We start from the raw sequence: 24,500 nt of genomic DNA on the forward strand, positions 1-24,500 counted from the left end.
GCCCGCACAGGCGCTATATGACTCAGCGCCAGCTTTCCTTCACCACCCGACGCCGCCCGCCCATGATCACCCAGCCAAGCGCCAGCAACAGGCTTTCGACCACAAAGGCCAGCACAAACCCAACACCAATGCCCCAGCCAACCGCCTCTGGCACCAGCAGAATCTGGTAGCTGTAGCCCTTGAGCGTTTCTTCACGCATTTGCGGGTCCGGCTGTACCAATACATGCCAGGTACGGCTCACCCACGACCCTTGCAGCGCCTGCCATTCGTTTTCCAACAGTTCGTTGCGGATCATCAGGCTTTCGATGCTGTTGGCATCACTGTTAAACACCGGGTCATCACTGCTGCGGTAATGCCGCAGCAGCGCCTGCAGGTCGCCATTGAAGAAGCGTTCGGCCGTCTGCTTGAAGCCATCCAGCGCCTGACGCGATTCGAACAGGTGCGCCTCGACCCGCTGGGTGTAGTCATTGACCAGCCCCGGAACCTGGATACCGGCCAGCAGGCCGAAGGTGAACAGCAACAACCGCAGGTAACTTCTGAACATGCAGCGTCCTTAGCTCTGGCCTTGCGAAACGCACTCTCCGTGCCGCCACAGTGCCCACTCGCCCGGCGCGTAACGCGCCCAGGTCTCGTTCTCGGTCAGGGCCTCGGTGGCAATCACCGTGACCACGTCATTGGGGGTCGTTTCGGTGTGAAAATCGACGATCAGGTCGACATCCTTCAACCGTGCCGCACCAAAAGGTGCGCGCCGGGTAATGTGCACCAACTTGGTCGAGCAGAAGCAGAACAGCCAGTCGCCGTCACTGAGCATGCAGTTGAACACGCCCTTGCCACGGTAGCCGGCACAGGCTTCGACCAGCACCGGCAGCAGCTGTTCCACGGCTACCGGCTCTGGGAAGGCCGCGCGGATGCGGTTGAGCAGGTCGCAGAAGGCCGCTTCGCTGTCGGTATCGCCCACGGGCCGATAGAAGGTCGCTTCACCCTTGAAGTCGCCCAACTGGCCGTTGTGCGCGAAGCACCAGTTGCGGCCCCACATTTCGCGGACGAACGGGTGGGTGTTGGACAGGCACACTTTGCCGACGTTGGCCTGGCGAATGTGGCCGATGACCACTTCGCTTTTGATCGGGTAACGCTGCACCAGGTTGGCGACTTCCGACTCGCTGCTCGCGGCCGGGTCCTGGAACAGGCGCAGGCCGCGCCCTTCGTAAAAGCCGATGCCCCAGCCATCACGGTGCGGGCCGGTGCGGCCGCCGCGTTGCATCAGGCCGGTGAAGCTGAAAACGATGTCGGTGGGGACGTTGGCACTCATGCCCAGCAGTTCGCACATGCGCGTGTCTCCGATTTACAGGCGAGGCTCGACCCGACCGCCGCCCGCAGGCGCGGCAGGGGGTGGATCGTTGCGATAACGGTCACGGCGCTCGGCCGCCAGCGGGGCGTCGACCCGGACCTCGTCATCCTCGGCGGCCTGGCGCTTGGCGGCGGCTTCGGCTTGCTCGCGGCGCTCACGGGCACGCTTTTCCAGCGGCCAGCGCAACAACACGAAGAGCAAGTACAGGCCAAAAGCGATCATGCCGTACATGGCAAAATCGGACACCGCGCGCCAGGCGTTGTTGCCGACCTTGAATGCTACGTCCAGGGCGGTAATGGCGATGGCCGGGGCAAAGCTGTCCTTGACCGGGTCGACGATGGTCGGGGTCAGCAGCAGCACCGCCAGGATCACCCGCAGCGGTTCGCGCAGCCAGCGCCACATCCAACCCGTGAGCTTGAAGCCCACCAACAGGCAGCCCAGGGCGGCAAGGGCGTACAGGCCCCAGGCGAGGGTATAGTCGTTCTCGGTCATGGTGTTCGTGCAAGCCAGGCAAAGAGTTGCCTATGATAAACACTTTTCAGGGCGCAGACAGCGCTTCCCTGTTCAGGCCTCAGCCAAGGACCCCCGATGCCCACCAAGCCCCAGCCCCCCATCGCCCGCGCAGACAACGCCGCCGACCCGTTCGCCTGGCTGCAACAGCGCGACACGCCCGAGGTGCTCGAATACCTGCAGGCGGAGAACAGCTACCAGGAAGCCTGCCTGGCCGACCAAGCGCCCCTGCGCGAACAGCTGTTCGAAGAAATCAAAGGCCGCATCCTGGAAACCGACCTGTCGCTGCCCTCCCCTTGGGGTCCGTACCTGTACTACACCCGCACCACCGCTGGCGACGAATACCCGCGCCATTACCGCTGCCCGCGCCCGGCTGACGACTCCAACACGGTGGATGAAAGCCACGAACAGCTGCTGCTCGACCCTAACGCACTGGCCAACGGCGGCTTCCTGTCACTGGGGGCCTTCAACGTCAGCCCCGACCATCGCCTGCTGGCCTACAGCCTCGATACCAGCGGCGACGAGATCTACACCCTGTACGTCAAGGACCTGGGCGACGACAGCATCACCACCCTGCCCTTCGAGGACTGCGATGGCAGCCTGACCTGGGCCAATGACAGCCAGACGCTGTTCTTCGCCGAACTGGATGACACCCATCGCCCTTGGCGCCTGCGTCGTCACACCCTGGGTAGCAGTGGCGCGCCAACTGTGTTCGAAGAGCCCGACGGCCGCTTCTTCCTGCATTGTTACCGCACCAGCTCCGAACGCCAGTTGGTACTGCTGCTGAACAGCAAGACCACCAGCGAGGCCTGGGTACTCGATGCCGAAACGCCGCAGCTGCCGTTCACCTGCCTGGCGCCACGGGTTGAAGACCATGAGTACTTCCCTGATCACGGCCAGCTCGATGGCGAGTGGCGCTGGTTCATCCGCACCAACCAGGACGGCATCAACTTCGCCCTGTACCACGCCCCAGCCGATGACGTACCGACCCGTGATCGCTGGCAGTTGCTGGTAGCGCACAGCGACGAGGTGATGCTGGAAGGCCTGAGCCTCAACACAGGGGCATTGACCCTGAGCCTGCGCGAAGGTGGCCTGCCGATCATCGAAGTACGCCCCCAGGGCCTGGCGGCTTACCGTGTCGAATTGCCGGATGCTGCCTACAGCCTTTACGTGCAGGACAGCCTGGAGTTCGTCAGCCCCCGCGTGCGCCTGCGCTACGAAGCGCTCAACCGCCCGGCCCAGGTGCGCCAGCTGGAGCTGGCCACCGGGGCGCAGGCGGTGCTCAAGCAAACCCCGGTGCTGGGTGCGTTCGATGCTGACGACTATGTCAGCCAGCGCCTGTGGGCCACCGCCCAGGACGGTACTCAGGTGCCGATCAGCCTGGTGCGCCGCCGCGAAGACCTGGGCAAGACCGTGCCGCTGTACCTGTATGGCTACGGCGCCTATGGCGAAAGCCTCGACCCGTGGTTCTCGCATGCCCGCCTGAGCCTGCTGCAGCGCGGCGTGGCCTTTGCCATTGCCCACGTGCGCGGTGGTGGCGAGCTGGGTGAGGCTTGGTACCGGGCCGGCAAGCAGGCGCACAAGCAGAACAGTTTCACCGACTTCATCGCCTGTGCCGAGCACCTGATCGCCGAAGGCGTGACCTCGCCCGAGCGCCTGGCCATCAGCGGCGGCAGCGCGGGCGGGTTGTTGATGGGCGCGGTGCTCAACCTGCGCCCCGAGCTGTTCCGCTGCGCGATTGCCGAAGTGCCTTTCGTCGACGTGCTCAACACCATGCTCGACCCCGACCTGCCGCTGACCGTCACCGAGTACGACGAATGGGGCAACCCGCAAGAGCCCGAGGTGTATGAGCGCATCAAGGCCTATGCACCGTACGAGAACGTAACAGCCCAGGCCTACCCGGCCATGCTGGTGGTGGCCGGCTACAACGACAGCCGCGTGCAGTATTGGGAGGCCGCTAAGTGGGTCGCCCGCCTGCGCACGCGCAAGACCGATGACAACCTGCTGCTGCTCAAGACTGAAATGGGTGCTGGGCATGGCGGCATGAGCGGGCGCTATCAGGGGCTCAAGGATGTGGCGCTGGAGTATGCCTTCGTGTTTGGCGAGTTGGGGGTGGTGTAGCGCAAAGGTGAGACCGCGCAGTGTTTTATAGGTGTATGACGTTGGGGATGCAGCGGTTTTGAAACCGAGCGCCGCCCGCGCGGCGCATCGCGAGCAACGCTCGCTCCTACGTTTGTTTCTGGCCAATTATTCCTGAGGCATTGGCGCGCGGCCCCTTGGCGTCCATCTCAATACCGGGTCGTGTAAACAAGGCGGTCGCGCGCGCTGCCACCGGCGTAACTGGCCCGAAACAAACGTAGGAGCGAGCGTTGCTCGCGATGCGCCGCGCGGGCGGCGCTCGATCTTCGCAACACTGCAAATGCCACGGCAAACCCTTCCCGCCCAAAACCGTCACTCTAATCCTCCTCCACCGGCACCTTCACAGGCTCTGGCCGCAGCCCTGGCAACGGCTGGTCCTTCGGCGGCCCAGGCACCGGCATTGGCGGCAACAACGGTGCACCAGGCTGGCTGTCATAAGCCTTCGGCGGCGTACTCGGGGTGATCTGCGGATACGGCGTAGGCGTGGGCGTGCCGGGGGCGCCGGGCACGGGTGTATTGAGCCGGGGTGGCGCGCTGGCGGCTTCGGCCATGGGCAGGCCAGCCAGGAGCAACGCGGTGAGGATCGCATGCAACATCAGCAACCTCCTGTCGGGAACCTTCCTACAGGCTACGCCTAAATGGAAGCTTTCGCCTGTCCGCCTGGCCTGCAAGCGCGCTAGACTCAGTGGCATAACCGTCATTTGCCTGATCAGAACAAAGGAAACACCATGAGTTCGGCCTCAACCTCCGCCGCCACCGCACGCCTCGACCGCATCCTTGCCGACGCCAAGCGCGACAAAGAGATGGGCTACCGCGACAAGGCCCTGAAAATGTACCCGCACGTGTGTGGCCGCTGCGCCCGCGAGTTTGCCGGCAAGCGCCTGAGCGAGCTGACCGTGCACCACCGTGACCACAACCACGACAACAACCCGCAGGACGGTTCGAACTGGGAGTTGCTGTGCCTGTACTGCCACGACAACGAACACTCGCGCTACACCGACCAGCAGTATTTCAGCGAAGGCTCGACCAGCACCCCGAGCATCGCCAAGGCTACCCATAACCCGTTTGCCGGGCTGGCTGGCCTGCTGAAAAAAGACTGACCATCGACACAGCCCCCGCTGCGGCCGGCGAGCCCGTATAATCGCGCTTTTTTTGCGAAGGGCCCCGGCACGTGGCAAACAAACGATACAGTTGCATCGGCCTGTTCAACCCCAAGTCGGCGGAAAACGTCGGCTCGGTGATGCGCGCAGCGGGTTGCTACGGCGTCAATTCGGTGTTCTACACCGGCAAACGGTATGAGCGCGCCCGCGACTTCGTCACCGACACCAAACGTGTGCACTACGACATCCCGCTGATCGGCATCGACGACCTGCAGCGCATCATTCCGCTGGGCTGCACGCCGGTAGCGGTAGAGCTGGTCGACGGCGCACGGCCGCTGCCCGAGTACACCCACCCGGATCGCGCCATCTACATTTTCGGGCCAGAAGACGGCAGCCTCGATGCCGATGTGCGAGGGTGGTGTGAAGAGACCATCTACATCCCGACCCAGGGCTGCATGAACCTGGCGGCGACGGTGAATGTGGTGCTGTATGACCGGATGGCCAAAGGACTGAATACCCGGTCGGGGCCCAAGTTCAAGTAAAAAAGCCGTCTCTGAGGGTGCCTGTACCGGCCTCTTCGCAGCACAAGGCTGCTCCTACAGGTCGGTAGAGGCATCACCAGAGGCGGCCAGGTGCTGAGCTCCGTCAGAACAGCACCGTCCTGCAGTCAGCTCACGAAGCGTTGATCCAGATGGTCTTCAACTCCGTGTACTGATCGTGCGCCCAGATGGACTTGTCGCGCCCACCAAAGCCGGACTCTTTGTAGCCACCGAACGGCGTCGAAGCATCGCCTTCGCCGAAGCAGTTGACCGTGACCACACCCGCGCGGATTTCCCGCGACAGGCGAAGGGCATTGCGCAGGCTGCCGGTGTAGGCCGAAGCCGCCAAGCCGTAGATGGTGTCGTTGGCCAGCTCGATCGCTTGGTCAATGGTCTCGAAGCTGGTCACGCTCAGCACCGGCCCGAAGATTTCCTCGACGAACAACCGGTTGTCAGGCGTCACCCCGTCAACGATGGTCGGTTGCACGAACACGCCCTGCTCGGTCTCACCGCCCTGTACCACGCTGAGCTTCTGCTCGGCGGCATATTCCAGGTAAGACTTCACCTTCTCGAAGTGCGCTTTGCTGACCATCGCCCCCAAGCGGTTTTCCGGGTCCAGCGGGTCGCCCAGCTTCCAGTCCTTCAAGTGCTTGCCGATCAGCGTCAGGAGCTCGTCCTTGACGTCCTTGTGCACGATCAGGCGCGAGGACGCCGAGCAGTTTTCGCCCATGTTCCAGAACGCACCGGCGGTGACGAACTGGGCCACTTCGTCCAGGTCTTCACAGTCGTTCATGACCACGGCCGGGTTCTTGCCACCCAGTTCCAACACGATGCGCTTGAGGTTCGACTCGGCCGCGTATTTCAGGAACAGGCGGCCGGTGTCGGTGGAACCGGTGAAGCTGACCATCGGGATGTCCATGTGGCGGCCGATGGCTTCGCCCACTTCACGGCCACCGCCTGGCACCAGGTTGAACACACCCGCCGGTACGCCGGCCTGATGCGCCAGCTCGGCCACGCGCAGGGCGCTGAGGGTGGTTTCCTTGGCGGGCTTGACCACGATCGAGCAACCGGCCGCCAGTGAAGGGGCAATCTTCCAGGCCAGCATCAGCAGCGGGAAGTTCCACGGCAGCACCAGGCCGACCACACCGATGGCTTCACGCACCACCATGGTCACGGCCGCATTGCCGGTGGGGGCGGTGTTGTCGTAGATCTTGTCGATCAGCTCGGCGTGCCAGCGAAGGGTGTGGATGGTTTCCGGCACGTCGACGTTCTGGCATTCGCTGACCGGCTTGCCGCTGTCCAGCGCCTCCAAAACCGCCAGCTCGTGGCTGTTGTCTTCCAGCAGCTGGGCGAACTTCAGCAGGATGTGCTTGCGCTCAGCGGGTTGCAGTTTCGACCACGAGCCGTCTTCGAAGACACGCTTGGCCGCCGCCACGGCAACGTCGACATCCTGCACGTCGCAGGCGGCGACTTCGGCCAGCTGTTTGCCAGTGGCCGGGTTGGTGGTGACGAAGGTACGGCCCGAGACGGCATCGCGGAACTCACCGTCGATGAACGCCTGGGTACGCAGCTGCAGGTCGGCGGCGATGGCCGCGTACTGTTCCTTGCTCAGCAATTCAGCCATGGTCAGGCACCTCCGGTGATCTGGGCGATGTTGCGCTTAAGTTCAGTGACCACGCGCTCGAGTGCCTGCTTCTCGGCGGCATCCAGGTCGTACAGCGGCTTGCGCACGCCACCGGTGCTCAGGCCGTTCAGCGCGCAGCCGTACTTGATCGACTGGACGAATTTGCCACCTTCGAGGAAGTCCATCAGCGGCATCATGGCGGCCATGATGCGGCGGCCTTTGGCGAAGTCCTTGTCGATCACGCAGGCCTCGAACAGGGCCACGTGCTCACGCGGGATGAAGTTGGAACCGGCGCAAACCCAGCTCTGCGCGCCCCAGGCGAAGAACTCCAGGGCCTGGTCGTCCCAGCCGCACGACAGCTGGATGTTCGGGCGCTGGATGGCCAGGCGGTGCAACTGGGCCATGTCGCCCGAGCTCTCCTTGATGGCGACGATGTTTTTCACATCGGCGACCGCCTCGAAGAATTCCTCGCCCATGCCCACGCTCATGCGGCCTGGGTAGTTGTAGAGCATGATCGGCAGGCCGGCAGCCGCGTCGACCGCTTTGACGTGCAGGGCGATTTCCTGTTGGGTCGGCAGCGCGTACGGCGGCGTGCCCACCAGCAGCGCGTCGGCCTTGATTTCCTTGGCGTGTTTGGCGAAGGCCACGGAATCTTCGGTGCGGATCGCGCCGGTGCCGATGATCAGCGGCAGACGGCCATTGAGCACGTCCTTGGCCTGGGCGGCCAGCTCGATCCGCTCTTGCGCGGTGTGGGCGTAGTACTCGCCGGTGGAGCCACCGATAATTACGCCATGGATTTTCGATTCGACCAGGTAGTCGAGTACTTCGGCGAACGCCGCCTTGTCGATCGAGCCGTCCGCAGCCAGCGGAGTGATAGCCGGGGTGTAGATGCCTTCGAATTTCACGGTAGGTTCTCCAGTGCGTTGTTCAGGGGTGTAGAGGCCACAGCGGTTTTACGCTGCGGCGGCTTTTCGAATAGCTCAGCTCAGCGATGCCGCTTGCTGCAGGTTCAATGAACGGGTTTCCGGGGCCAGGGCGACAGAGACGGCCAGGCCGACAAACGTGACGGCGGCGGCGGCATACATGGTTGCGCCGATGCCATAGTTGTCGAGGGCGATGGGTACCAGCCAGGTACCGACAGCAGCACCGACCCGCGACATGGAGGTGCCCACGCCCACGGCGCCGGCACGGATTTCGGTGGGGAACAGCTCGTTGGGGTAGACCAGTTGCAATACCTGGGCACCGCCGATGAACAGTGCATAAGCACCGAACAGCACCAGAATCAGCAGCTCGCTGCCATGGCTGAATGCCGCCAGGCCCAGCAGCGCCAGCCCCGACCAGAAGAAGCTGTGCAGCAGCGTGGTGCGCCGACCGAGGGTGTTGAGCAGGCGGGTGCCGATGATGCAACCGACCACGAACAGGAAGGTGATGGCGACCGAACCGATCGATGCCCAGCCACCCTTGAGGTTGAGCGCGCCCAGCACTTTCGGGGCGAAGGCGTACACGGCGAACACCGGGATCACCGAACAGGTCCAGAACAGGGTGACGAACAGCATGCGCTTGCCATACCCGGAGTGCAGCAGGCTGAGAAACGACAGCTTGCGGGCCTTGGGTTCTTCCGGCAGGTTGCGCAGCGAGAAGCCATTGCCATAGACCCGCTTGATCACCTGTTCGGCCTCGGCCGAGCGGCCCTTGCTGATCAGCCAGCGTGGCGATTCCGGGGTGCCCAGGCGAATGGCGAACAGCACCGCGCCAATTACCGCTGCACTGGTCAATACCAGGCGCCAGGCATCATCGCCGCCGTGGCGCAGGATCGCCTCACCGACCATGTAGGCGGTCGCGGCACCGGCGAACCACAGCACCGTCAGGGTGGCCAGGCGCGGGCCGCGGTTCTTCTTGGGCAGGAACTCCACCAGCAGCGAGGTGGCCACCGGGTACTCGATACCCACCGCGATGCCGATGGCAAATCGCAACAGGAACAAGGCCAGCGCCGACTCCACCCAAAACTGCGCAAGCGACGACAGGATGAACAGGGTCGGGCCGACGAAAAACACACGCTTGCGGCCAAATCGGTCAGTCAGCCAACCGCCGAAAAAGCCGCCGAAGAAAATGCCGATCAGCGCCGAGGCGGCGATCATGCCCTGCCAGAAGCTGGTCAGGCTCAGGCCCGCAGACATTTGCACCATTGCCACGCCGATGATGCTCAACACATACCCATCGACGAAAGAGCCCCCGCCGGAGCGCAGGGTTAAAAACTGGTGAAAACGGTTGATCGGTACATCTTCAATCGAAATATTCGGACTTGTCATTGTTGTTCCTACCACTTCTTCTGCATGCACGTTTTCAAGGCGAGCGCGTCCGCGAAACTGAAAACAGCCTTCAGCCCCGGGTCATCGGACATGACATCTCGATCATCAATTTCGGGCAAAGCGCGCCCGTGCCGGGCAAATCCGCCCGACGTCAATATTCAATGGCCTAACTTACAAAACGATCAGCTTTCTTTGCCCGCGCGCAGTTGCCCCCACATCAAGTTGGCGTTCAAGCCCAGGGATACCAAGGGCTGCGGTGGATTCGCGCAAGGCCCGGGGGCATTGAGCAAAAACTCGATAAGTTCGTGTTTGTCACCGGCCAGCCAGTCGGCCAGCAACTTCCCGGTGACCGTGCCGCGGGTAACACCCAGGCCGTTACAACACAGCGCGCCGACTACATTGGGCGCCAACTGGCCAAAGAACCCCATGTGATTACGCGACAACGCCAGGGCGCCGCCCCAGGTATATTCAAAGTTCACGTCGGGCAACATCGGGAAGCGCCGGGCAAAGGATTCGCGGTGGCGTTGTACGAAACGGTCGAGGTACTTGCGGTTGCTGCGCCCATCCGGGTTGAAGCTGAAGCTGTTGCGCACCAGCAGGCGGTTGTCGACGGTGCGCCGCAGGGTGGTGCCGAATGGGTCGGCGGGGATCACGCCCCAGTAGGGTTTGCCACCCAGGCGGGCCTGCTCGTCTTCGGTCAGCGGGCGGGTGATGCTGCCATAGGTGAACACGGGCAACATGCGGCCCTTGAGGAAGCCGAAGCTCATGCCGAAGGCATTGGTGGTGAGCACCAGCTTGTCAGCAGTGATCGAGCCCTTGGCGTGGCGCAGTACCACTTTGTCGCCGTACTCGACGTCAGTGATCGGCGTGTGCTCGTACAGTGAAACATTGCTCGGCAAGCTGTCGGCCAAGCCTTTGACCAGCGCCGAAGGCTGCAGCAACGCGGTACCCGGCGTGAACAAACCCTTGCGGTAGAAGTGCGTGCCGATGTGTTCGGGCAGGTCGCGACCTTCGATCACTTCATAGGGCTGGCCGAGTTTGTCCAGGCCTCGACGGTAGGCATCGAGCACGGCAATGCCACGATCCTCGACAGCGGCCTGGTATTTGCCACAGTGCCGAAACTGGCATTCGATGCCATGGCGCTCGATCAGCTCCTTGAGGTACGACTGCCCACCCAGGTTGAGCTTGAGCACGGTCTTGGCAGTATCGATATCGCCGATGTAGTCCTCGGCGCCGATGTCATGGGGCAGGTCGATGGCAAAACCGGCGTTGCGCCCGGAGGTGCCAAAACCGACTTCCTGGGCCTCGACCAGCACGATCTCGTCATGCGGAAAGTTCGTTGCCAACTGGCGCGCAGCGGCCAGCCCGGTGAAGCCGGCACCGACCACCACCCAGCGCGCCTGGCTATGGCCACTGTGGGCCGGCCGTGGCGTGCGGGGTGTGCTCAGGTGATACCAACCACAGGTGGCATCATCGGCAGGTAACGAGCTTATTCTTGTCATGTCACTAACCTGGATCTTGTTGTTGACGAGCGATCAGCGCCAGTGGCGACGACCTGGAAACCTTATATCTGAATCGGTACATCCAGCCCTTGCGGTGCGGCGTATTCAGCCATGCGCCGGCGCGACAGCTCGAAGTGCTCACGCACCAGTTGCCCGGCGCGCGCGGGGTCGCGGCGCTCGATGGCATCGATCATCTGGTCATGCTGGTCGCAGGCGGTTTCAAGGTCCTGTTGCATGTCATCAGTGGTCGGGTGGCGATAAAAAATCTTGCCTAGGCGGGCATGGTCGATAAGCAGGCGGCGCAGGCTCGGCATCAGGTAGTCGTTGTGCGCCATCCTGCCGATTTCCAGGTGGAAGGCGTCGTTGTAGACCACCCGGTTTTCCACATCACGCGCTTCGATGGCCTGGCGGAACTGCGCCTGGATAGCCTTGAGCGCCTCGATTTCCGCTTCGCTGGCGTAGGTAGCGGCCAACTGGGTGGTGGCGATATAGATGAGCGGCGCCGCGACGAAAAAGCTGTGCAGCGAATCGTGGTTCATCGCGGCAACACGCGGCGCGCGGTTGGCCTCGAGCTCGATATAGCCTTCGGCGGCAATCTGGCGCAGCAGCTCACGCACCGGTGGGCGCGACAGGCCGAACTCGTCGCACAGTGCCAACTCGTCCACCACAGCGCCCGGGGCCAATTCCATGCTGAGGATCCGGCGGCGCAGCGCTTCGGCGAGGACGGCCTTGCGGTCCTGCGGCGCTTCTTCGCTGATGGCTTGTACGGTGGCTTTCATGGCGGCCTTCTTTGTTGTCATAGCGCTGTGTCTACTATTTGTATAACGAATATAGGGCACTGTTAGACAATGTGTCTACAGCATTTTAGATGAGCGGTTGAATCTCTGTACCGCCCGTATTTAAAGGGCTTCGCGGTTTTAAAGGGGTGAGATTAAACACCTGGCGGGCTGCATTGCCAAACCGGACAAATAACTGCCCAGACAGGACATTTTTCAGGTGCTGGCGCTGAATGGCAATGCGCAGGCCGTACGCCTGGCAACCATTCGGCACAGCGAATGAACGGCGGCGAGCGACCTGCGGTCAGCTGCTTACACTTCATACGGAGGGCTTGCCATGCTCGGTATCCATTCCGCTGCGGCGTCGTCGCAGCATAATGTCCAGGGCCTGGAAAGGGTCGGTTCGCTGGCCGGCGGGGCGCTGATGTTCAGCAAAGGGCTGCGCCATGGCGGCCTGGTCGGGCTGCTGCAGATGGTGGTGGGCGGTATGGCCGTGGCGCGCGGGGTCAGCGGGCATTGCTCGACCAAGGCTTGGTGGCAGCGGCATCGTCAGGAATACAACCGGTTGCGCGCGGACATCGAAGACAGTGCAGCGCAATTGCAGGCGTTGAAGGCCAGTGCCAAGGCAGCTACCCGCGGGGTGACGGTGACAGGGAAGGACCCGTTGACTGGCCTTTGATTTTGTTTTTGCCTGTGCCGGCCTCTTCGCGGGGCAAGCCCGCTCCCACCATTACTTCACTGATCCTGAGAGTAGTGCATTGGTCCATTGGTCCATTGGTCCTCAGAGCAGCGCAATCCTGTGGGAGCGGGCTCGCCCCGCGAAAAGGCCGGCACAGGTGACACAAATCGCTAGCGCAACACCTTGCTCTGCAACACCTCAGACCGCCGCCCCAGCACACGCTCGCTGATCTGCACGAACTCCTCGGTACTCACACTCGGCAAGCGCATCAGCGCCCGCGCCACGTCATCCAACGAACGCTTGGCCTGGGTGTGGATGCGGATCTCCTTGTCCAGGGCCTGCAGCAACAAGACGCCACGGGCAACCTGCGCCGGGTTGGCCTGCTCGCCCTTGAGCTGGGTAACCTTGGCAGCCTGCTTGCTCAAACGCGCCTGCCAGGCCTCGTAGCGGTCATCGCTGACCCCGCCTGCCCGGCGCAACAACTCGCTGGCGTAATAGTCGGTCAGGCTCTCGATCAGCCAGTCACTGCCTTCACGGCCGTGAATCTGCGCAAACAGTTGCACCAATTCGCGCAACAACGGGCTACTGCCATTTTCACTGATCATCGGCCGGGCACTGTGCATATACAGCGACCCCTGCGCCGCCATCGCCCCGCGCCACATACCATCCCGGGCGCCGACCAACAGCAGTTTGGGTGGGTTACGCGGGAACACGGCCTGCAATTGCGGCCAGACGAAGGTCAGCAGGGTCAGGCTGTCCATACGCCGCATGCCCTGCCCGACTGGCGCGGCAACGGTGACTTCAGTCTCGCCCAGACGAGCCCGGCGGCTGCCCAGGTCGCCCGCCAACATCCAGCCAGTGGGGCGGTCGAACAGGCGCGAGACGTTGTCGATGCGGAACTTGTCCTTGCCGATGCGCGGCCATGAAGTTTCGATGCTTTTCCAGCCCTCTGGCAGGTCGAACCACAGGCGTGCCACCAATTCGGTACCGTCCTGCTGATCGAGGCGCGCGGGCGGTACCAGTTGGTCGCCGAGGAACAAGGCCCAATGGGGCGTGATACGCGACGAATAAGCGCCACTGCGCAGCTTCTGGTCCAGTTGCACGCGGTAGCTGAGGCTGGTCTTGCCGGGCGCCGGGTGCCACACACCGCGCTCGCCCTTGTCTGCGACTTGCCATTGGCCGTCAGCCTGGAAGCCACTGTAGGTGCCGGCCTTGCCCAGGTCGAAGTCGAGGCTGCGCACGCTGCTGCCTTCGGCCAGGGTCAGGCGCACTTCGGCCTGGCCGTTGGCTGGCAACAGGCGCACGTGATAATCCAGGTCGACTTTCTTCGCCCAGGCCGGCGAACAGGCCATCAGGCTCAGCAGCAACAACAGCTGGCAACGCATACAGAAACTCCTTGTTTCCCAGAGGCGACGGGGACGCGCCGGTCAGCTGGCGCGAAAAATCAGGTGGTCTTCCCAGTCGTCTTCATCGACATCATGCTCACTGAGCATACGCCCTGACTGGGAAATACGCTGTTCATGGACCTGCTGGCGATCGCCGCAGATCAGGTGGTGCCAGTCAGGCAGGTCCTTGCCTTCGCTGACCAGGCGATAACCGCAGGTGCTGGGCAGCCACTTGAACTGGTCGGCCTTGCCTGGGGTCAGCTGGATGCAGTCGGGCACGTGGGCGAAGCGGTTGGGGTAGTCGCTGCACTGGCAGGTGTCGAGGTCCAGCAGTTTGCAGGCGATGCGCGTGTAATAGATGCTGTTGTCGTCCTCGTCCTCGAGCTTTTGCAGGCAGCACAAACCGCAACCGTCACAGAGCGATTCCCACTCTTGCGGGCTGAGTTGTTCGAGGGTTTTGCGCCGCCAGAACGGCGCGCTGTCAGCGATCATCACACGGGTTTCCTGCATTCATCATCAGTGCGCGGCGCGCGGCGGCGCCAGTCTAGAGCCTGGCCTTTGGCAAAGCCAGACCGCTTGTCAGTCATGACGGGACGCAGTAGCGTGCGGTTTTCCCATCTGCTTGCAGGAACAGCCATGAGCGCCACCCCCCGTATTGCCGATTACGCCATCAACGAGCAGTTCATCAACCGCTGGTCGCCACGGGCCTTTACCGCCGAGCCGATCAGCGAAGAGACCCTGCTGAGCTTTCTGGAAGCCGCGCGCTGGGCGCCGTCGGCGTACAACTCGCAGCCTTGGCGCTTCCTCTATGCCCGTCGCGACACCGCGAACTGGGAGCGTTACCTGAACCTGCTGGTGCCGTTCAACCGCAGCTGGGCGCAACAGGCGTCGGCGCTGGTGCTGATCATCTCCAAAACCACCTTCGCAGCGCCTGGTGCCGCTGAAGAAAGCCCAGCCCTGTGGCACACCTTCGACACCGGCTCCGCCTGGGGGCACTTGGCCTTGCAGGCCAGCATCAGCGGTTGGCACACCCACGGCATGGCCGGTTTCGACAAGGAGCTGGCGCGTCGCGAACTGAAGGTGCCAGAGGGTTACGAGCTGCATGCCATGGTGGCGATCGGCAAGCTGGGCGACAAGGCGACCTTGGCTGAGGCACTGCAGGCGCGTGAAGTGCCGAGCTCGCGCCGGCCGTTGAGCGAGCTGGCGGCTGAGGGGGATTTTAGCCTGTAAGCCTTGTTTGTTGGCTGTACTGGCCTCTTCGCGGGTCAAGCCCGCTCCCACAGGTGGGAGCGGGCTTGACCCGCGAAGAGGCCGGTACAGGCCACTAGCAATCAGTAACCCCGGGCGAAATCCACTTCCCCGCGCAACCCCTGCCCCGCCTCATACGCCCGCACATTCTCGACAAACAACCGCACCATCGCCGCCGGCGAGGTGGGCGCCGAGCTGTGCCCGGTCAGCAGCAACCCCCAGGCGGTCCAGAACGGGTGACGCTGGGGCAGTGGCTCCTGGCGGCATACATCGATCACCGCGCCCGCCAGATGCCCCTGCTTCAGTGCTTCCACCAGGTCGCCATCGACCACCGCCACTCCACGCCCGGCATTGATGAACAAGGCACTGGGCTTGAAGCGCTGGAACAGCGCCGCATCGTACAGGTCGTGGGTGGCGGGCGTGTCCGGCAGCAGGTTGATCACGTAATCAACCTGCTCGACCATGCGCGGCAGGTCCGCCAGGGCCGCCACTTCGACGAACGGCAGCTGCTCGCGGGCGCTGCTCGCGACCCCGTACAGGGTCACGCCGAACGGCAGCAGAAACTCCGCCACACGCTGGCCGATGTCGCCGGTGCCGACGATCAGCACCTTGCGCCCCTCAAGGGTGCGCCCGGGGCGGTCATCCCAGCGCCGCTCGACCTGGCTCACCAGGCGCGACAGCACCTCGCGTTCATGGCCGAGCAGGTAGGTGAGCATGTACTCCGCCATGACTTGGCCAAAAATGCCAACTGCGCGCGTCAGGCGATAATCCCGTGGCAAACCCTCGGCCAGCAACGGGGTGATGCCGGCCCAGGTCGACTGCATCCAGGCCGGCTTGTGGCCCTGGCGCAGCAGGCTCGCCAGCAAGTCGGGCTGGCCCAGCCACACCGGGCACTGCGGTGCCTGCAGCGCCAGCTCGGCAGAATCGCTGCTGGTCAGGATTTGCAGGTCAGGGGCCGCTTCGCCCAGCAGCTGGGTGTACTTGGCATGATCCTGTTCGGCGATCAGAACGCGCATCGTGAAAACAACCTTGGCAGACAACGAAAGCGGCCCGACAGGCGGGCCGCTTGGCGAATGAGGGGAACCGGGCCTGGGTCAGACCGGGTCGTTACGGCGCAGCAGCTCTTCGGGCAGGTGCTCGATGTACTCATCCTCGGCCGGCGGCATCTGCAGGTGATAGCCCTGGTTGTCGAGGTTTTCCAGCACCTTGGTGATGTCCTCGCGCGCCAGCTTGCGCTCGGGGCTCAGCACCAGGTCGAAAGCATGCACGGGGGTGCCGAAGAACGGCAGCAAGGCCTCGGGCACGCGCTCCAGGCCTTCGGCCTTGAGCACATACAGGTACATTTCGTTCTTGCGGGGGCTCTTGTAGATCGAGCAAATACGTTTCATCGGGTCTCTCCGGCGCCTGCCAGGTTGTCCAGCAGGGCCTGGCCCATGCGCTCGCGACGCCAGCCGCGCAGCGAATCGGGCAGTTGATAGGGGCCATTGGGGTAGCCGCTCTTGAGCAGCGCTTCCAGGGTTTTCTTGCGCAGCATCAGCTCGGGGGCAATGCCTAAGCGCTCGCCTTCGGCCTGGCCGATGGCGCGCAGCTGCTTGAGGATGCCGGCCGCTTCGATCGGCAATGGCTCAGGCAAAACCTGCGGCCACTGATCGGCGGGCAGGCTGGCAGCACGCTTGATCAGCTGGACGAGAAACTCCCCGTCCTGGCGGATGGTGCGCGGGTGCATCTCGTCGATCTTGGCCAGGGCCGACAAGTTAGAGGGCTGGGACTTGGCCATCGGCCACAGCGAGTGCTCTTTGAGGATGCGGTTGCGCGGCACGTCGCGGTTGCGCGCTTCGCGCTCACGCCAGGCGCACAGCTCGCGCAACACGGCCAACTGCTGGGGCGCAAGCTTCCAGGCCAGCTTGACGTCGCGGTACAGGCTCTCCGGCTCGACTTCCCGGCGCAGCTGGGCCACCAGCTCGGCGCCGTCTTCCAGCACCCAGGCGTACTTGTCATCGGACAGGCGCGGGCGCAGCGCGATGAACAGCTCGGCCAGGTGCACGGCATCTTCGGCGGCGTAGCTGACCTGGGTGTCGGACAGCGGGCGTTGCAGCCAGTCAGACCGGGTTTCGCCCTTGGGCAGCTCGAGCCCCAGCACGTCCTGGACCAGGCGCGAGTAACCCATGGAGAAACCCAGGTTCAGGTAACCGGCGGCCAACTGCGTGTCGAACAGTGGCTGTGGCAGCTTGCCGGTCAGGCGCAGCAGCACTTCGAGGTCTTCGCTGCAGGCGTGCAGCACCTTGACCACACCGCTGTCTTCAAGCAGCTCGGCCAGGGGTTGCCAGTCCTTGATCAGCAGCGGGTCGATCAGAAAGGCACGTTGACCGTCGCCAATCTGGATCAGCCCCGCCTTGGGGTAGAACGTGTCTACCCGCATGAATTCGGTGTCGAGCGCTACGAAGGGCAGTTGGCGCCACTTTCGGCAGAGGTCGGCCAGGGTCTGGTCGTCACGGATCCAGTGAATTTCGATGGCCACGAGGCTCTCCCACTAACATTGGCGCGCAGTATATACGGCGCGGGCACTGCGGGTGAAACCTGCGCCATCCCTGGAATAGATAAACGGTGGTGTAAAAGCCATGCGCGATCAGCGCTTGGCGGCCAGCCACGGCCGGCAGCTGGCGAACATGTCCAGCGATTGCTGGTAGACCTCGGTGCGCACCTGCAACAGGCCGAGCATCGAGTGGAACAGGTTGTCCTGGGACAGCGGCGCGTCGCTGAGCTTGGTCAGGCAGTCGGTGTCCAGGCCAAAGTCCTCTTTGTAGCTGTCGGAGAACCAGGTCAGCAGTGGCACGTGCTTCTGCTGCTCTGGGGCGATGGCGTAAGGGGTGCCGTGCAGGAACAGGTTGTACTCACCCAGCGACTCACCGTGGTCGGAGAGGTAGATCATCGCCGTGTCGACCTTGTCCTGTTTGCTGCGCAACGTGTCGATCAGCGACGCCAGTACCTTGTCGGTGTAGGCCAGGGTGTTGTCGTAGCCGTTGATAATCTCCTGCTCGCTGCATTGGTTCAGCGCATTGCTCTGGCACACCGGGGTGAAGCGCTCGCTGGCGTTGGGGTAGCGCTTGAAGTACTCGGGGCCGTGGCTGCCCATCTGGTGCAGCACCAGCACGGTGTCCTTGTCGAGGTTATCGATCAGCTCGCCCAGGCCCTGCAACAGGATCTCGTCATGGCATTCGCCGTTGGCGCACAGCGCCGGGTCAGTGAGGTTGCTGACATCGAGGAACTGCACCCGATCACAGGTGCCCTTGCAGCCCGACTGGTTGTCACGCCACTGCACGGCCAAACCGGCCCGCTGCAGGATATCCAGCAGCCCTTCACGGTTTTTTGCCACGCGCGCGTCGTAGTCTTTGCGCGGCATGCCCGAGAACATGCAGGGCACCGACACGGCGGTTTCAGTCCCGCACGAATGCACATCGGAGAAGGCCAGCAGGCCCTGCTCCTTGGCCAGGTTAGGCGTAGTGTCGCGGTCATAACCGAGCACGCCGAAATGGTCGGCCCGCGCACTTTCGCCGACGACCAGCACCGTCAACGACTTGCGTTCATGGTGCTGCCAGGCGGGATCGCGTTTCGCATCCGTGCCATAACTCTGGAAGGGCCTGGCCGCTGTACCGACGCGTTCGCTGACATAACCAATGGAGGCACCCACGATATTGCTCGGGGTGAGCATCAGGCGCAGTTCGTGGTGATTGCGAAACAGTGACGACAAGCCCTGGTAGTTGACCAACGCCACCGACCCGAGGGCGACCACGCAGGCGCCGCTGACCACCAGCTTGCCCAACAGCTCACGGTGCCAGGCGCGGTAGGCGATCGGTGTTTTCCACAGCACGACCGAGGGCAATACGCCCAGCAACAGTATATAAGCGACAAACTTGAACGACATCAGGTCGCGCACTTCCGCAACATTGGTCTCTGCCATGTTACGGAACATGCCAGAATCAATAAGCACCCCGTACTGATTCATGAAGTAAGCAACACCCGCGCCACTCATGAACAGCACAATAAGTACCGGCTTTAATACATACCGGAAGGCAAACAAGGTCAAAATCAGGTTGAATGCGAACAGCATCAGCACGGCAAACGCCAGGCTCAGCCAAAGCCCCGCCAACCCTGGCGGAACCACTTGCTCCAGGTGCTGCCAGAGAAAGAAATTGAAGCCGATCAGCAGGTACAGGCTGGCCAGCAGCGTGACCCATTCAGTCCGCAGGGATTTAAAGTTGAGCATCAGTGTTCGCAATCAAGAGTGATTATCAGCCCACGGGCCTGTGCGGCACCGCGAAAAGTTGGCTGAACTCTAGAAAGGCCACCATCAATTTTTCGTGAAAAAGACGCCAACAAAACCGTGAGAAGGCGTTTTTCCAACATTAAATGAAGTTTATTCAGCCGCCATTCAGCCTGGCAGGCCACGTTTGCTGCCCGGTTGCGAGAAGGCTGCGCCGGCCCCCCCCGCCCCCACCTGCGCAAAGGCGGCTATCCTCAAAGGTCAGGACCGTTCGCCAACCCCCACGAGAGGTGAAGAAATGCCCGTTCCGCATGATCTGCTCGCTGACCTGAACATCACTGCCGATGATTTCCAGACGCGCATCGACAAAGACCATGACCTGCAAAAACTGCACAAGGAGTACATCGCCAAAGACAAGGAAGTGCTGGCCGCTGAAGGTAACGCCAGCACCGATGACACCATCACCCGACTGCGCAAGGAGCGGCTGCTGATCAAGGACAAGATCGAACGGATCATTCATCCGCCGAAATCTTGAAGCGTTTCTGCTGAATCAACCGGCCCTATCGCCAGCAAGCCGGCGATAGGGCCAGCCGCTTTTATACGCTAGCCGACGCCTTCAACGCCGTATCCAGATCATCGATCAGGTCCCGATAGTCCTCGATCCCCACCGACAGCCGCAGCACGTTCTCACTGATGCCCATTACGCCCTTCTGTTCCGGGCTCAGGGAGTTGTGCGACATGCTCCAGGAGTGGTTGATCATGCTCTCCACGCCGCCCAGCGAATCGGCGAGCACGAAGATCTGCAGCGCCTCGACCAGGCGATTGAGCGCCGCCCGGTCGCCACCCTTGACCTTCATGGCCACCACGGCCCCGCCCGCACGCATCTGGCGCTTGCACAGCGCATGCTGGGGGTGGCTTTCAAGCCCCGGGTAAAACACCTGCTCGATCTGCGGATGGCGTTCGAGAAAACGCGCCACCTGCAGCGCATTGGCGCACTGGCGCTCCATGCGTACATCCAAGGTTTTCAGGCCACGCAGGGCCAAGTAGCAGTCGAACGGCCCCTGAATCGCCCCGACGGCCATGCTGATCTTGCGCAGCCGCGCCAGCAGCGCGTCGTTGGCGGCCACCACCACACCGCCGGTGAGGTCGGAATGGCCGCCGATGTACTTGCTTGCCGAGTGCATCACCAGGTCCACGCCCAGGGTGATCGGGCGCTGGTTCCAGGGCGAGCAGAAGGTGTTGTCGATGCAGGTGAGGATACCGCGCGACCGCGCCAGGTCGCAGACCGCCTTGATGTCGACCAGGTGCAGCAAGGGGTTGGTCGGGGACTCGATCCAGATAAGCTGGGTTTCCGGGCGAATCGCCGCGGCCACAGCCTGCACGTCGTTGAGGTCGACGTAAGTGGTGGTCAGCCCCGATGTGTGGCTGCGGTAGTCCTCCAGAATACGGAAGGTGCCGCCGTAGACGCCGTTCATCACCACCACGTGGGCATCCTTGGGCAACAACTCCAGCACCGTCGCCGTGGCGTTCACGCCGGAGGCGCAGGCCACCGCGCCGACACCTTCTTCCAGCGCCGCGACGCAGCTCTCGTAAGCATGCCGGGTCGGGTTGCCGACGCGGCTGTAGGCGTACTCGGGGTTGTCGTCCAGGCTGCGCTTGATGTACGAACTGGCGGTGTAGATGGGCGGGAAGATCGCGTTGTCGGCAACGCTATGCTGCTCGCCGGCGTGGATGGTACGGGTGGCGAAATTACGCGGCTTGTCGGACATGATCCGGTCCATTGACTGAGGTAAGCCTGCAACTATCGCACAACCATTGCCGGCGGCAAGGACGTGCAACGGGGGTCACGTATTTTTTCGGTTTTGCAGTAATCTGGAGAAAATCATTCTCTGGCCAGCCTGTAATCGACATGGACAATTTCGACCAACACATCCTCACCTTGCTGCAGCGCGACGCGTCCATTTCCCTCAAGGACCTGGCCGAGGCGGTAAACCTGTCCACCACACCCTGCTGGAAGCGGGTCAAACGCCTGGAAGAAGAGGGTTACATCCTTGGCCGCGTTGCCCTGCTCGACCCCACGCGCCTGGGGCTGGGCCTGACCGTGTTCGTCCAGCTCAAGACCCAGCGCCACGACAGCGCCTGGCTGGAGCAGTTTGCCGCGACGGTGACCGGTTTCGAGGAGGTGATGGAGTTTTACCGCATGTCGGGGGATTGGGATTACATGCTGCGGGTGGTGGTGGGTGACATTGCCGCCTATGACCGGTTCTACAAGAAGCTGATCACCCGCACCGACGGGCTTTCCAACATTACGTCGAGTTTTGCCATGGAGCAGATGAAGTACACCACCGCTTACCCGGTGCACCGGCCCTGACCGGTGCTGGCCTCTTCGCGGGCTTGCCCGCGAAGAGGCCGGATCAGGCAAACCTTTATTCAGCCGCCTGCACCGCCTCGATCCGGTTCCCCGCCTTGGCTTTCTCTACCCTGATCGCGACGAACTTCGAGGTCGGCGTATACGTCCCCTCGCCATAACTCTCCAGCGGCACCAGCGGGTTGGTCTCCGGGTAATACGCCGCGGCCTGCCCCTGCGGCACGTCATACGCCACCAGGCGGAACCCGGACACCCGCCGCTCGCGCCCGTCCTCCCACAGCGACACTAAGTCCACGTGCTCGCCAGGCTCGAACCCCAGGCGACGGATGTCAGCCTCATTGACGAACACCACCTCACGCAGGCCAAACACCCCACGATAGCGGTCATCCAGGCCATACAGGGTGGTGTTGTACTGGTCGTGCGAACGCAACGTCTGCAGGATTAGGTCCGGTTTGTCGCCACGGGCCAGCACCTGGGCATTGACCAGTTGCTCCGGCAACTGGCTGGCACTGAAACGCGCCTTGCCGGTGGCGGTTCGCCACGTGCGATCCGCCGCGTTGTTGCCCAGGTGGAAGCCACCCGGGTGCTGCAAGCGCTCGTTGAAGTCGGTAAAGCCGGGGATCACATCGGCGATCATGCTGCGGATGCGGCTGTAGTCAGCAATGGCATATTCCCAATCGATCGGCTGCTTGCCCAACGTCGCCTGGGCCATGCCGGCCACGATGGCCGGCTCCGAACGCAAGTGTGGCGAGCGCGGGCGCAATTGGCCGTGGGAGATGTGCACCATGCTGAAGGTGTCCTCCACGGTCACGCCCTGCGGCCCGTCGGCCTGCAGGTCGATCTCGGTTCGGCCCAGGCACGGCAGGATGAGCGCATCGCGGCCGGTGACCAGGTGCGAGCGGTTGAGCTTGGTGGAAATCTGCACGGTCAATGCGCAGTTGCGCAGGGCCGCGTGGGTCCGAGGGGTGTCTGGGGTAGCCTGGGCGAAATTGCCGCCCAGGGCGATGAAGACCTTGGCCTGCCCTTCTTCCATGGCCTTGATCGCCAGCACCGCGTTATGCCCGTGGGCACGGGGCACACGGAACTGGAAGCGTTTTTCCAGGGCATCGAGCAGCCCGGCCTTGGGCTTCTCGTCGATGCCCATGGTGCGGTCGCCCTGCACGTTGCTGTGGCCACGCACCGGCGACAGGCCGGCACCGGGTTTGCCGACGTTGCCGCGCAGCAGTTGCAGGTTGACGATTTCCTGCACGGTGGGCACCGAGTGGCGGTGCTGGGTGACGCCCATGGCCCAGCACATGATGACCCGCTCGGCCTTGCGGTACATGCGCGCGGCCAGCTCAATCTCAGCCTGGGTCAGGCCCGACTGCTCGACGATATGCGCCCAAGAGGTGGCATCCACCACCGCCAGGTAGGCGTCGACGCCGCTGGTGTGTTCGGCGATGAAGGCATGGTCGAACACCGCCGGTTCACCCTTGGCCTGGGCCTCGCGTTCCCATTGCAGCAAATACTTGGCGATGCCACGCATGGCCGCCATGTCGCCGCCCAGGGCCGGGCGGAAGTACGCGGTGTTGGTCGGTTCGGAGCCGTTGCTGAGCATTTCGAACGGGTGTTGCGGGTGCTGGAAGCGCTCCAGGCCACGCTCTTTCAGCGGGTTGAAGCACACCACCTGGGCACCACGCTTGACCGCCTCGCGCAGCGGTTCGAGCATGCGCGGGTGGTTGGTGCCGGGGTTCTGGCCGATGACGAAGATGGCGTCGGCCAGTTCCAGGTCATGGAACACCACGGTGCCCTTGCCCACGCCGAGGGTTTCCGACATGCCCACACCACTGGCCTCGTGGCACATGTTCGAGCAATCGGGGAAGTTGTTGGTGCCGTAGGCGCGGACGAACAGCTGGTACAAAAACGCCGCTTCGTTGCTGGCCCGCCCCGAGGTGTAGAACTCGGCCTGGTCGGGCGAATCGAGCGCCTGCAGGTGTTTGGCGACCAGGGCGAAGGCCTCTTCCCAGGATGTTTCGACGTAGTGATCGGTGGCCGCGTCGTAGCGCATCGGGTGGGTCAGCCGGCCTTGGAATTCAAGCCAGTAATCGGTCTGTTCGGCCAGCGCACTGACGCTGTATTTGGCGAAGAATGCAGGGTCTACCGAGCGACCGGTAGCCTCCCAGTTGACCGCCTTGGCGCCGTTCTCGCAGAACTTGACCATGTCGTTTTCCGGCGACTCGCCCCAGGCGCAGCCGGGGCAGTCGAAGCCGCCGTTCTGGTTGGTCTTGAGCATGGCCCGCAGGTTCTTGAAGGCGTTTTCGCTGCCCAGCCAGCTTTTGGTCACGCTCTTGAGCGCCCCCCAGCCGGCGGCGGCGCCTTTGTAGTCCCTGATATGTTCGTCCTGGCTCATGCGGTGAATCCTCACACTCGGTGTTTTTTCCAGACTATTGAGCGTGGGGCACAAGCGTCCAATCGAAAGATCTTACGGGCTGATAAGCCGTTTCGATCACGGATCCAAATCGCGTCCTGTAGGAGCAGCCTTGTGCTGCGAAGAGGCCGGTTTGGCTAGCCGAGAAGCTGTGGCTGCAATGGCCTCTTCGCAGCACAAGGCTGCACCTACAGGGGGAATCTCCCATACATACCGGGGCCTGCAGCCGTGATAGAGCAGATTGATCAACCAGTCGGGGAAAGCAATTTGACGGGGGTGCGGCCAGGTTATAGCTTGGAGCTGAG

Annotated in this window: 24 protein-coding genes; 7 read left to right on the forward strand and 17 right to left on the reverse strand. The window is 62.9% G+C overall.

Going from position 1 to position 24,500, the window contains the following annotated elements; translation table 11 throughout:
- Nucleotides 1-22: 22 nt before the first annotated feature.
- The 3 genes from LOY53_RS19910 to LOY53_RS19920 are packed head-to-tail and all read right to left on the reverse strand — an operon-like array spanning nt 23 to nt 1,840.
- Entirely contained in the window at nt 23-544 is a 522-nt protein-coding gene (locus LOY53_RS19910; protein ID WP_252825421.1) for a DUF2937 family protein, read from the reverse strand.
- Nucleotides 545-553: 9 nt separating this feature from the next.
- On the reverse strand, nt 554-1,327 hold the full coding sequence (locus tag LOY53_RS19915) for a class II glutamine amidotransferase (protein ID WP_027594601.1): 774 nt from the start codon (nt 1,325-1,327) through the stop codon (nt 554-556).
- 15 nt (nt 1,328-1,342) lie between these two features.
- A complete protein-coding gene (locus LOY53_RS19920; RefSeq protein WP_099455043.1) occupies nt 1,343-1,840 on the reverse strand; it encodes an MFS transporter in 498 nt (165 codons plus the stop codon).
- Between the two features lie 96 nt (nt 1,841-1,936).
- On the opposite strand from LOY53_RS19920, the gene LOY53_RS19925 reads away from it, so the two are divergent.
- Nucleotides 1,937-3,979 (forward strand): S9 family peptidase, encoded by a 2,043-nt coding sequence (locus LOY53_RS19925; protein ID WP_258703173.1) that lies wholly within the window; start codon nt 1,937-1,939, stop codon nt 3,977-3,979.
- 335 nt (nt 3,980-4,314) lie between these two features.
- On the opposite strand, the gene LOY53_RS19930 is transcribed toward LOY53_RS19925, so the two are convergent.
- Nucleotides 4,315-4,593, reverse strand: coding sequence for a hypothetical protein (locus LOY53_RS19930; RefSeq protein WP_027594604.1), 279 nt, complete (start codon nt 4,591-4,593; stop codon nt 4,315-4,317).
- 132 nt (nt 4,594-4,725) lie between these two features.
- On the opposite strand from LOY53_RS19930, the gene LOY53_RS19935 reads away from it, so the two are divergent.
- Entirely contained in the window at nt 4,726-5,097 is a 372-nt protein-coding gene (locus tag LOY53_RS19935; RefSeq protein WP_027594605.1) for a YajD family HNH nuclease, read from the forward strand.
- 71 nt (nt 5,098-5,168) lie between these two features.
- Nucleotides 5,169-5,639 (forward strand): RNA methyltransferase, encoded by a 471-nt coding sequence (locus tag LOY53_RS19940; RefSeq protein WP_027594606.1) that lies wholly within the window; start codon nt 5,169-5,171, stop codon nt 5,637-5,639.
- Nucleotides 5,640-5,769: 130 nt separating this feature from the next.
- On the opposite strand, the gene LOY53_RS19945 is transcribed toward LOY53_RS19940, so the two are convergent.
- The 5 genes from LOY53_RS19945 to LOY53_RS19965 form a co-directional block, all read right to left on the reverse strand.
- Nucleotides 5,770-7,260, reverse strand: a complete 1,491-nt coding sequence (locus LOY53_RS19945) for an aldehyde dehydrogenase (RefSeq protein WP_252825425.1) — start codon at nt 7,258-7,260, stop codon at nt 5,770-5,772.
- 2 nt (nt 7,261-7,262) lie between these two features.
- The gene (locus LOY53_RS19950; protein ID WP_252825427.1) at nt 7,263-8,165 is read right to left on the reverse strand and encodes a dihydrodipicolinate synthase family protein; all 903 of its coding nucleotides are present in this window, start codon (nt 8,163-8,165) and stop codon (nt 7,263-7,265) included.
- A 75-nt stretch (nt 8,166-8,240) separates the two neighbouring features.
- A complete protein-coding gene (locus LOY53_RS19955; RefSeq protein ID WP_258703174.1) occupies nt 8,241-9,569 on the reverse strand; it encodes an MFS transporter in 1,329 nt (442 codons plus the stop codon).
- Between the two features lie 182 nt (nt 9,570-9,751).
- Entirely contained in the window at nt 9,752-11,071 is a 1,320-nt protein-coding gene (locus LOY53_RS19960; protein WP_252825431.1) for an FAD-binding oxidoreductase, read from the reverse strand.
- Between the two features lie 62 nt (nt 11,072-11,133).
- Entirely contained in the window at nt 11,134-11,850 is a 717-nt protein-coding gene (locus tag LOY53_RS19965; RefSeq protein WP_186680931.1) for a GntR family transcriptional regulator, read from the reverse strand.
- Between the two features lie 334 nt (nt 11,851-12,184).
- On the opposite strand from LOY53_RS19965, the gene LOY53_RS19970 reads away from it, so the two are divergent.
- Nucleotides 12,185-12,526: a YgaP-like transmembrane domain gene (locus tag LOY53_RS19970; protein WP_252825433.1), complete on the forward strand. Its 342-nt coding sequence runs from the start codon at nt 12,185-12,187 to the stop codon at nt 12,524-12,526.
- 170 nt (nt 12,527-12,696) lie between these two features.
- On the opposite strand, the gene LOY53_RS19975 is transcribed toward LOY53_RS19970, so the two are convergent.
- The gene (locus tag LOY53_RS19975; protein WP_252825435.1) at nt 12,697-13,911 is read right to left on the reverse strand and encodes a hypothetical protein; all 1,215 of its coding nucleotides are present in this window, start codon (nt 13,909-13,911) and stop codon (nt 12,697-12,699) included.
- A gap of 42 nt (nt 13,912-13,953) precedes the next feature.
- Nucleotides 13,954-14,403 (reverse strand): YcgN family cysteine cluster protein, encoded by a 450-nt coding sequence (locus LOY53_RS19980; protein ID WP_027594614.1) that lies wholly within the window; start codon nt 14,401-14,403, stop codon nt 13,954-13,956.
- A 144-nt stretch (nt 14,404-14,547) separates the two neighbouring features.
- On the opposite strand from LOY53_RS19980, the gene LOY53_RS19985 reads away from it, so the two are divergent.
- Nucleotides 14,548-15,141, forward strand: a complete 594-nt coding sequence (locus tag LOY53_RS19985) for a nitroreductase family protein (RefSeq protein ID WP_099455051.1) — start codon at nt 14,548-14,550, stop codon at nt 15,139-15,141.
- Nucleotides 15,142-15,242: 101 nt separating this feature from the next.
- Here LOY53_RS19985 and LOY53_RS19990 read toward each other — a convergent pair whose 3' ends face one another.
- The 4 genes from LOY53_RS19990 to LOY53_RS20005 form a co-directional block, all read right to left on the reverse strand.
- A complete protein-coding gene (locus tag LOY53_RS19990) occupies nt 15,243-16,175 on the reverse strand; it encodes a D-2-hydroxyacid dehydrogenase (RefSeq protein ID WP_027594616.1) in 933 nt (310 codons plus the stop codon).
- Nucleotides 16,176-16,253: 78 nt separating this feature from the next.
- Nucleotides 16,254-16,547 (reverse strand): YcgL domain-containing protein, encoded by a 294-nt coding sequence (locus tag LOY53_RS19995; protein ID WP_027594617.1) that lies wholly within the window; start codon nt 16,545-16,547, stop codon nt 16,254-16,256.
- Nucleotides 16,544-17,677, reverse strand: coding sequence for a ribonuclease D (gene rnd / locus LOY53_RS20000; RefSeq protein WP_027594618.1), 1,134 nt, complete (start codon nt 17,675-17,677; stop codon nt 16,544-16,546). The genes LOY53_RS19995 and rnd overlap by 4 nt, the downstream gene beginning before the upstream one ends.
- Before the next feature lie 108 nt (nt 17,678-17,785).
- Entirely contained in the window at nt 17,786-19,423 is a 1,638-nt protein-coding gene (locus LOY53_RS20005; RefSeq protein WP_258703175.1) for a phosphoethanolamine transferase, read from the reverse strand.
- Between the two features lie 295 nt (nt 19,424-19,718).
- Here LOY53_RS20005 and LOY53_RS20010 point away from each other — a divergent pair, with 295 nt between their 5' ends.
- Nucleotides 19,719-19,955 (forward strand): YdcH family protein, encoded by a 237-nt coding sequence (locus LOY53_RS20010; RefSeq protein ID WP_252825439.1) that lies wholly within the window; start codon nt 19,719-19,721, stop codon nt 19,953-19,955.
- Nucleotides 19,956-20,016: 61 nt separating this feature from the next.
- Here LOY53_RS20010 and LOY53_RS20015 read toward each other — a convergent pair whose 3' ends face one another.
- On the reverse strand, nt 20,017-21,201 hold the full coding sequence (locus tag LOY53_RS20015) for a PLP-dependent aspartate aminotransferase family protein (RefSeq protein ID WP_258703176.1): 1,185 nt from the start codon (nt 21,199-21,201) through the stop codon (nt 20,017-20,019).
- A gap of 128 nt (nt 21,202-21,329) precedes the next feature.
- Here LOY53_RS20015 and LOY53_RS20020 point away from each other — a divergent pair, with 128 nt between their 5' ends.
- Nucleotides 21,330-21,791, forward strand: coding sequence for an Lrp/AsnC family transcriptional regulator (locus LOY53_RS20020; protein WP_027594622.1), 462 nt, complete (start codon nt 21,330-21,332; stop codon nt 21,789-21,791).
- Nucleotides 21,792-21,846: 55 nt separating this feature from the next.
- Here LOY53_RS20020 and LOY53_RS20025 read toward each other — a convergent pair whose 3' ends face one another.
- Nucleotides 21,847-24,177, reverse strand: coding sequence for an FdhF/YdeP family oxidoreductase (locus LOY53_RS20025; RefSeq protein WP_258703177.1), 2,331 nt, complete (start codon nt 24,175-24,177; stop codon nt 21,847-21,849).
- Nucleotides 24,178-24,500 lie beyond the last annotated feature (323 nt).

Origin of the sequence: Pseudomonas sp. B21-031, from assembly GCF_024748985.1 — a bacterium.
GTDB classification, from domain to species: Bacteria; Pseudomonadota; Gammaproteobacteria; order Pseudomonadales; family Pseudomonadaceae; genus Aquipseudomonas; species Aquipseudomonas kermanshahensis.

Coding starts and splice junctions, on each gene's coding strand:
- LOY53_RS19915 (WP_027594601.1), bottom strand. CDS start 1,327: ATGTGCGAACTGCTGGGCATGAGTGCCAACGTCCCCACCGACATCGTT.
- LOY53_RS19955 (WP_258703174.1), bottom strand. CDS start 9,569: ATGACAAGTCCGAATATTTCGATTGAAGATGTACCGATCAACCGTTTT.
- LOY53_RS20015 (WP_258703176.1), bottom strand. CDS start 21,201: ATGGACCGGATCATGTCCGACAAGCCGCGTAATTTCGCCACCCGTACC.
- LOY53_RS19965 (WP_186680931.1), bottom strand. CDS start 11,850: ATGAAAGCCACCGTACAAGCCATCAGCGAAGAAGCGCCGCAGGACCGC.
- LOY53_RS20005 (WP_258703175.1), bottom strand. CDS start 19,423: ATGCTCAACTTTAAATCCCTGCGGACTGAATGGGTCACGCTGCTGGCC.
- LOY53_RS19945 (WP_252825425.1), bottom strand. CDS start 7,260: ATGGCTGAATTGCTGAGCAAGGAACAGTACGCGGCCATCGCCGCCGAC.
- LOY53_RS19970 (WP_252825433.1), top strand. CDS start 12,185: ATGCTCGGTATCCATTCCGCTGCGGCGTCGTCGCAGCATAATGTCCAG.
- LOY53_RS20020 (WP_027594622.1), top strand. CDS start 21,330: ATGGACAATTTCGACCAACACATCCTCACCTTGCTGCAGCGCGACGCG.
- LOY53_RS19920 (WP_099455043.1), bottom strand. CDS start 1,840: ATGACCGAGAACGACTATACCCTCGCCTGGGGCCTGTACGCCCTTGCC.
- LOY53_RS19930 (WP_027594604.1), bottom strand. CDS start 4,593: ATGTTGCATGCGATCCTCACCGCGTTGCTCCTGGCTGGCCTGCCCATG.
- LOY53_RS19995 (WP_027594617.1), bottom strand. CDS start 16,547: ATGAAACGTATTTGCTCGATCTACAAGAGCCCCCGCAAGAACGAAATG.
- LOY53_RS20025 (WP_258703177.1), bottom strand. CDS start 24,177: ATGAGCCAGGACGAACATATCAGGGACTACAAAGGCGCCGCCGCCGGC.
- LOY53_RS19935 (WP_027594605.1), top strand. CDS start 4,726: ATGAGTTCGGCCTCAACCTCCGCCGCCACCGCACGCCTCGACCGCATC.
- LOY53_RS19910 (WP_252825421.1), bottom strand. CDS start 544: ATGTTCAGAAGTTACCTGCGGTTGTTGCTGTTCACCTTCGGCCTGCTG.
- LOY53_RS19975 (WP_252825435.1), bottom strand. CDS start 13,911: ATGCGTTGCCAGCTGTTGTTGCTGCTGAGCCTGATGGCCTGTTCGCCG.
- LOY53_RS19990 (WP_027594616.1), bottom strand. CDS start 16,175: ATGCGCGTTCTGATCGCCGAACAGGATCATGCCAAGTACACCCAGCTG.
- LOY53_RS19985 (WP_099455051.1), top strand. CDS start 14,548: ATGAGCGCCACCCCCCGTATTGCCGATTACGCCATCAACGAGCAGTTC.
- LOY53_RS19980 (WP_027594614.1), bottom strand. CDS start 14,403: ATGATCGCTGACAGCGCGCCGTTCTGGCGGCGCAAAACCCTCGAACAA.
- LOY53_RS19925 (WP_258703173.1), top strand. CDS start 1,937: ATGCCCACCAAGCCCCAGCCCCCCATCGCCCGCGCAGACAACGCCGCC.
- LOY53_RS19960 (WP_252825431.1), bottom strand. CDS start 11,071: ATGACAAGAATAAGCTCGTTACCTGCCGATGATGCCACCTGTGGTTGG.
- LOY53_RS20010 (WP_252825439.1), top strand. CDS start 19,719: ATGCCCGTTCCGCATGATCTGCTCGCTGACCTGAACATCACTGCCGAT.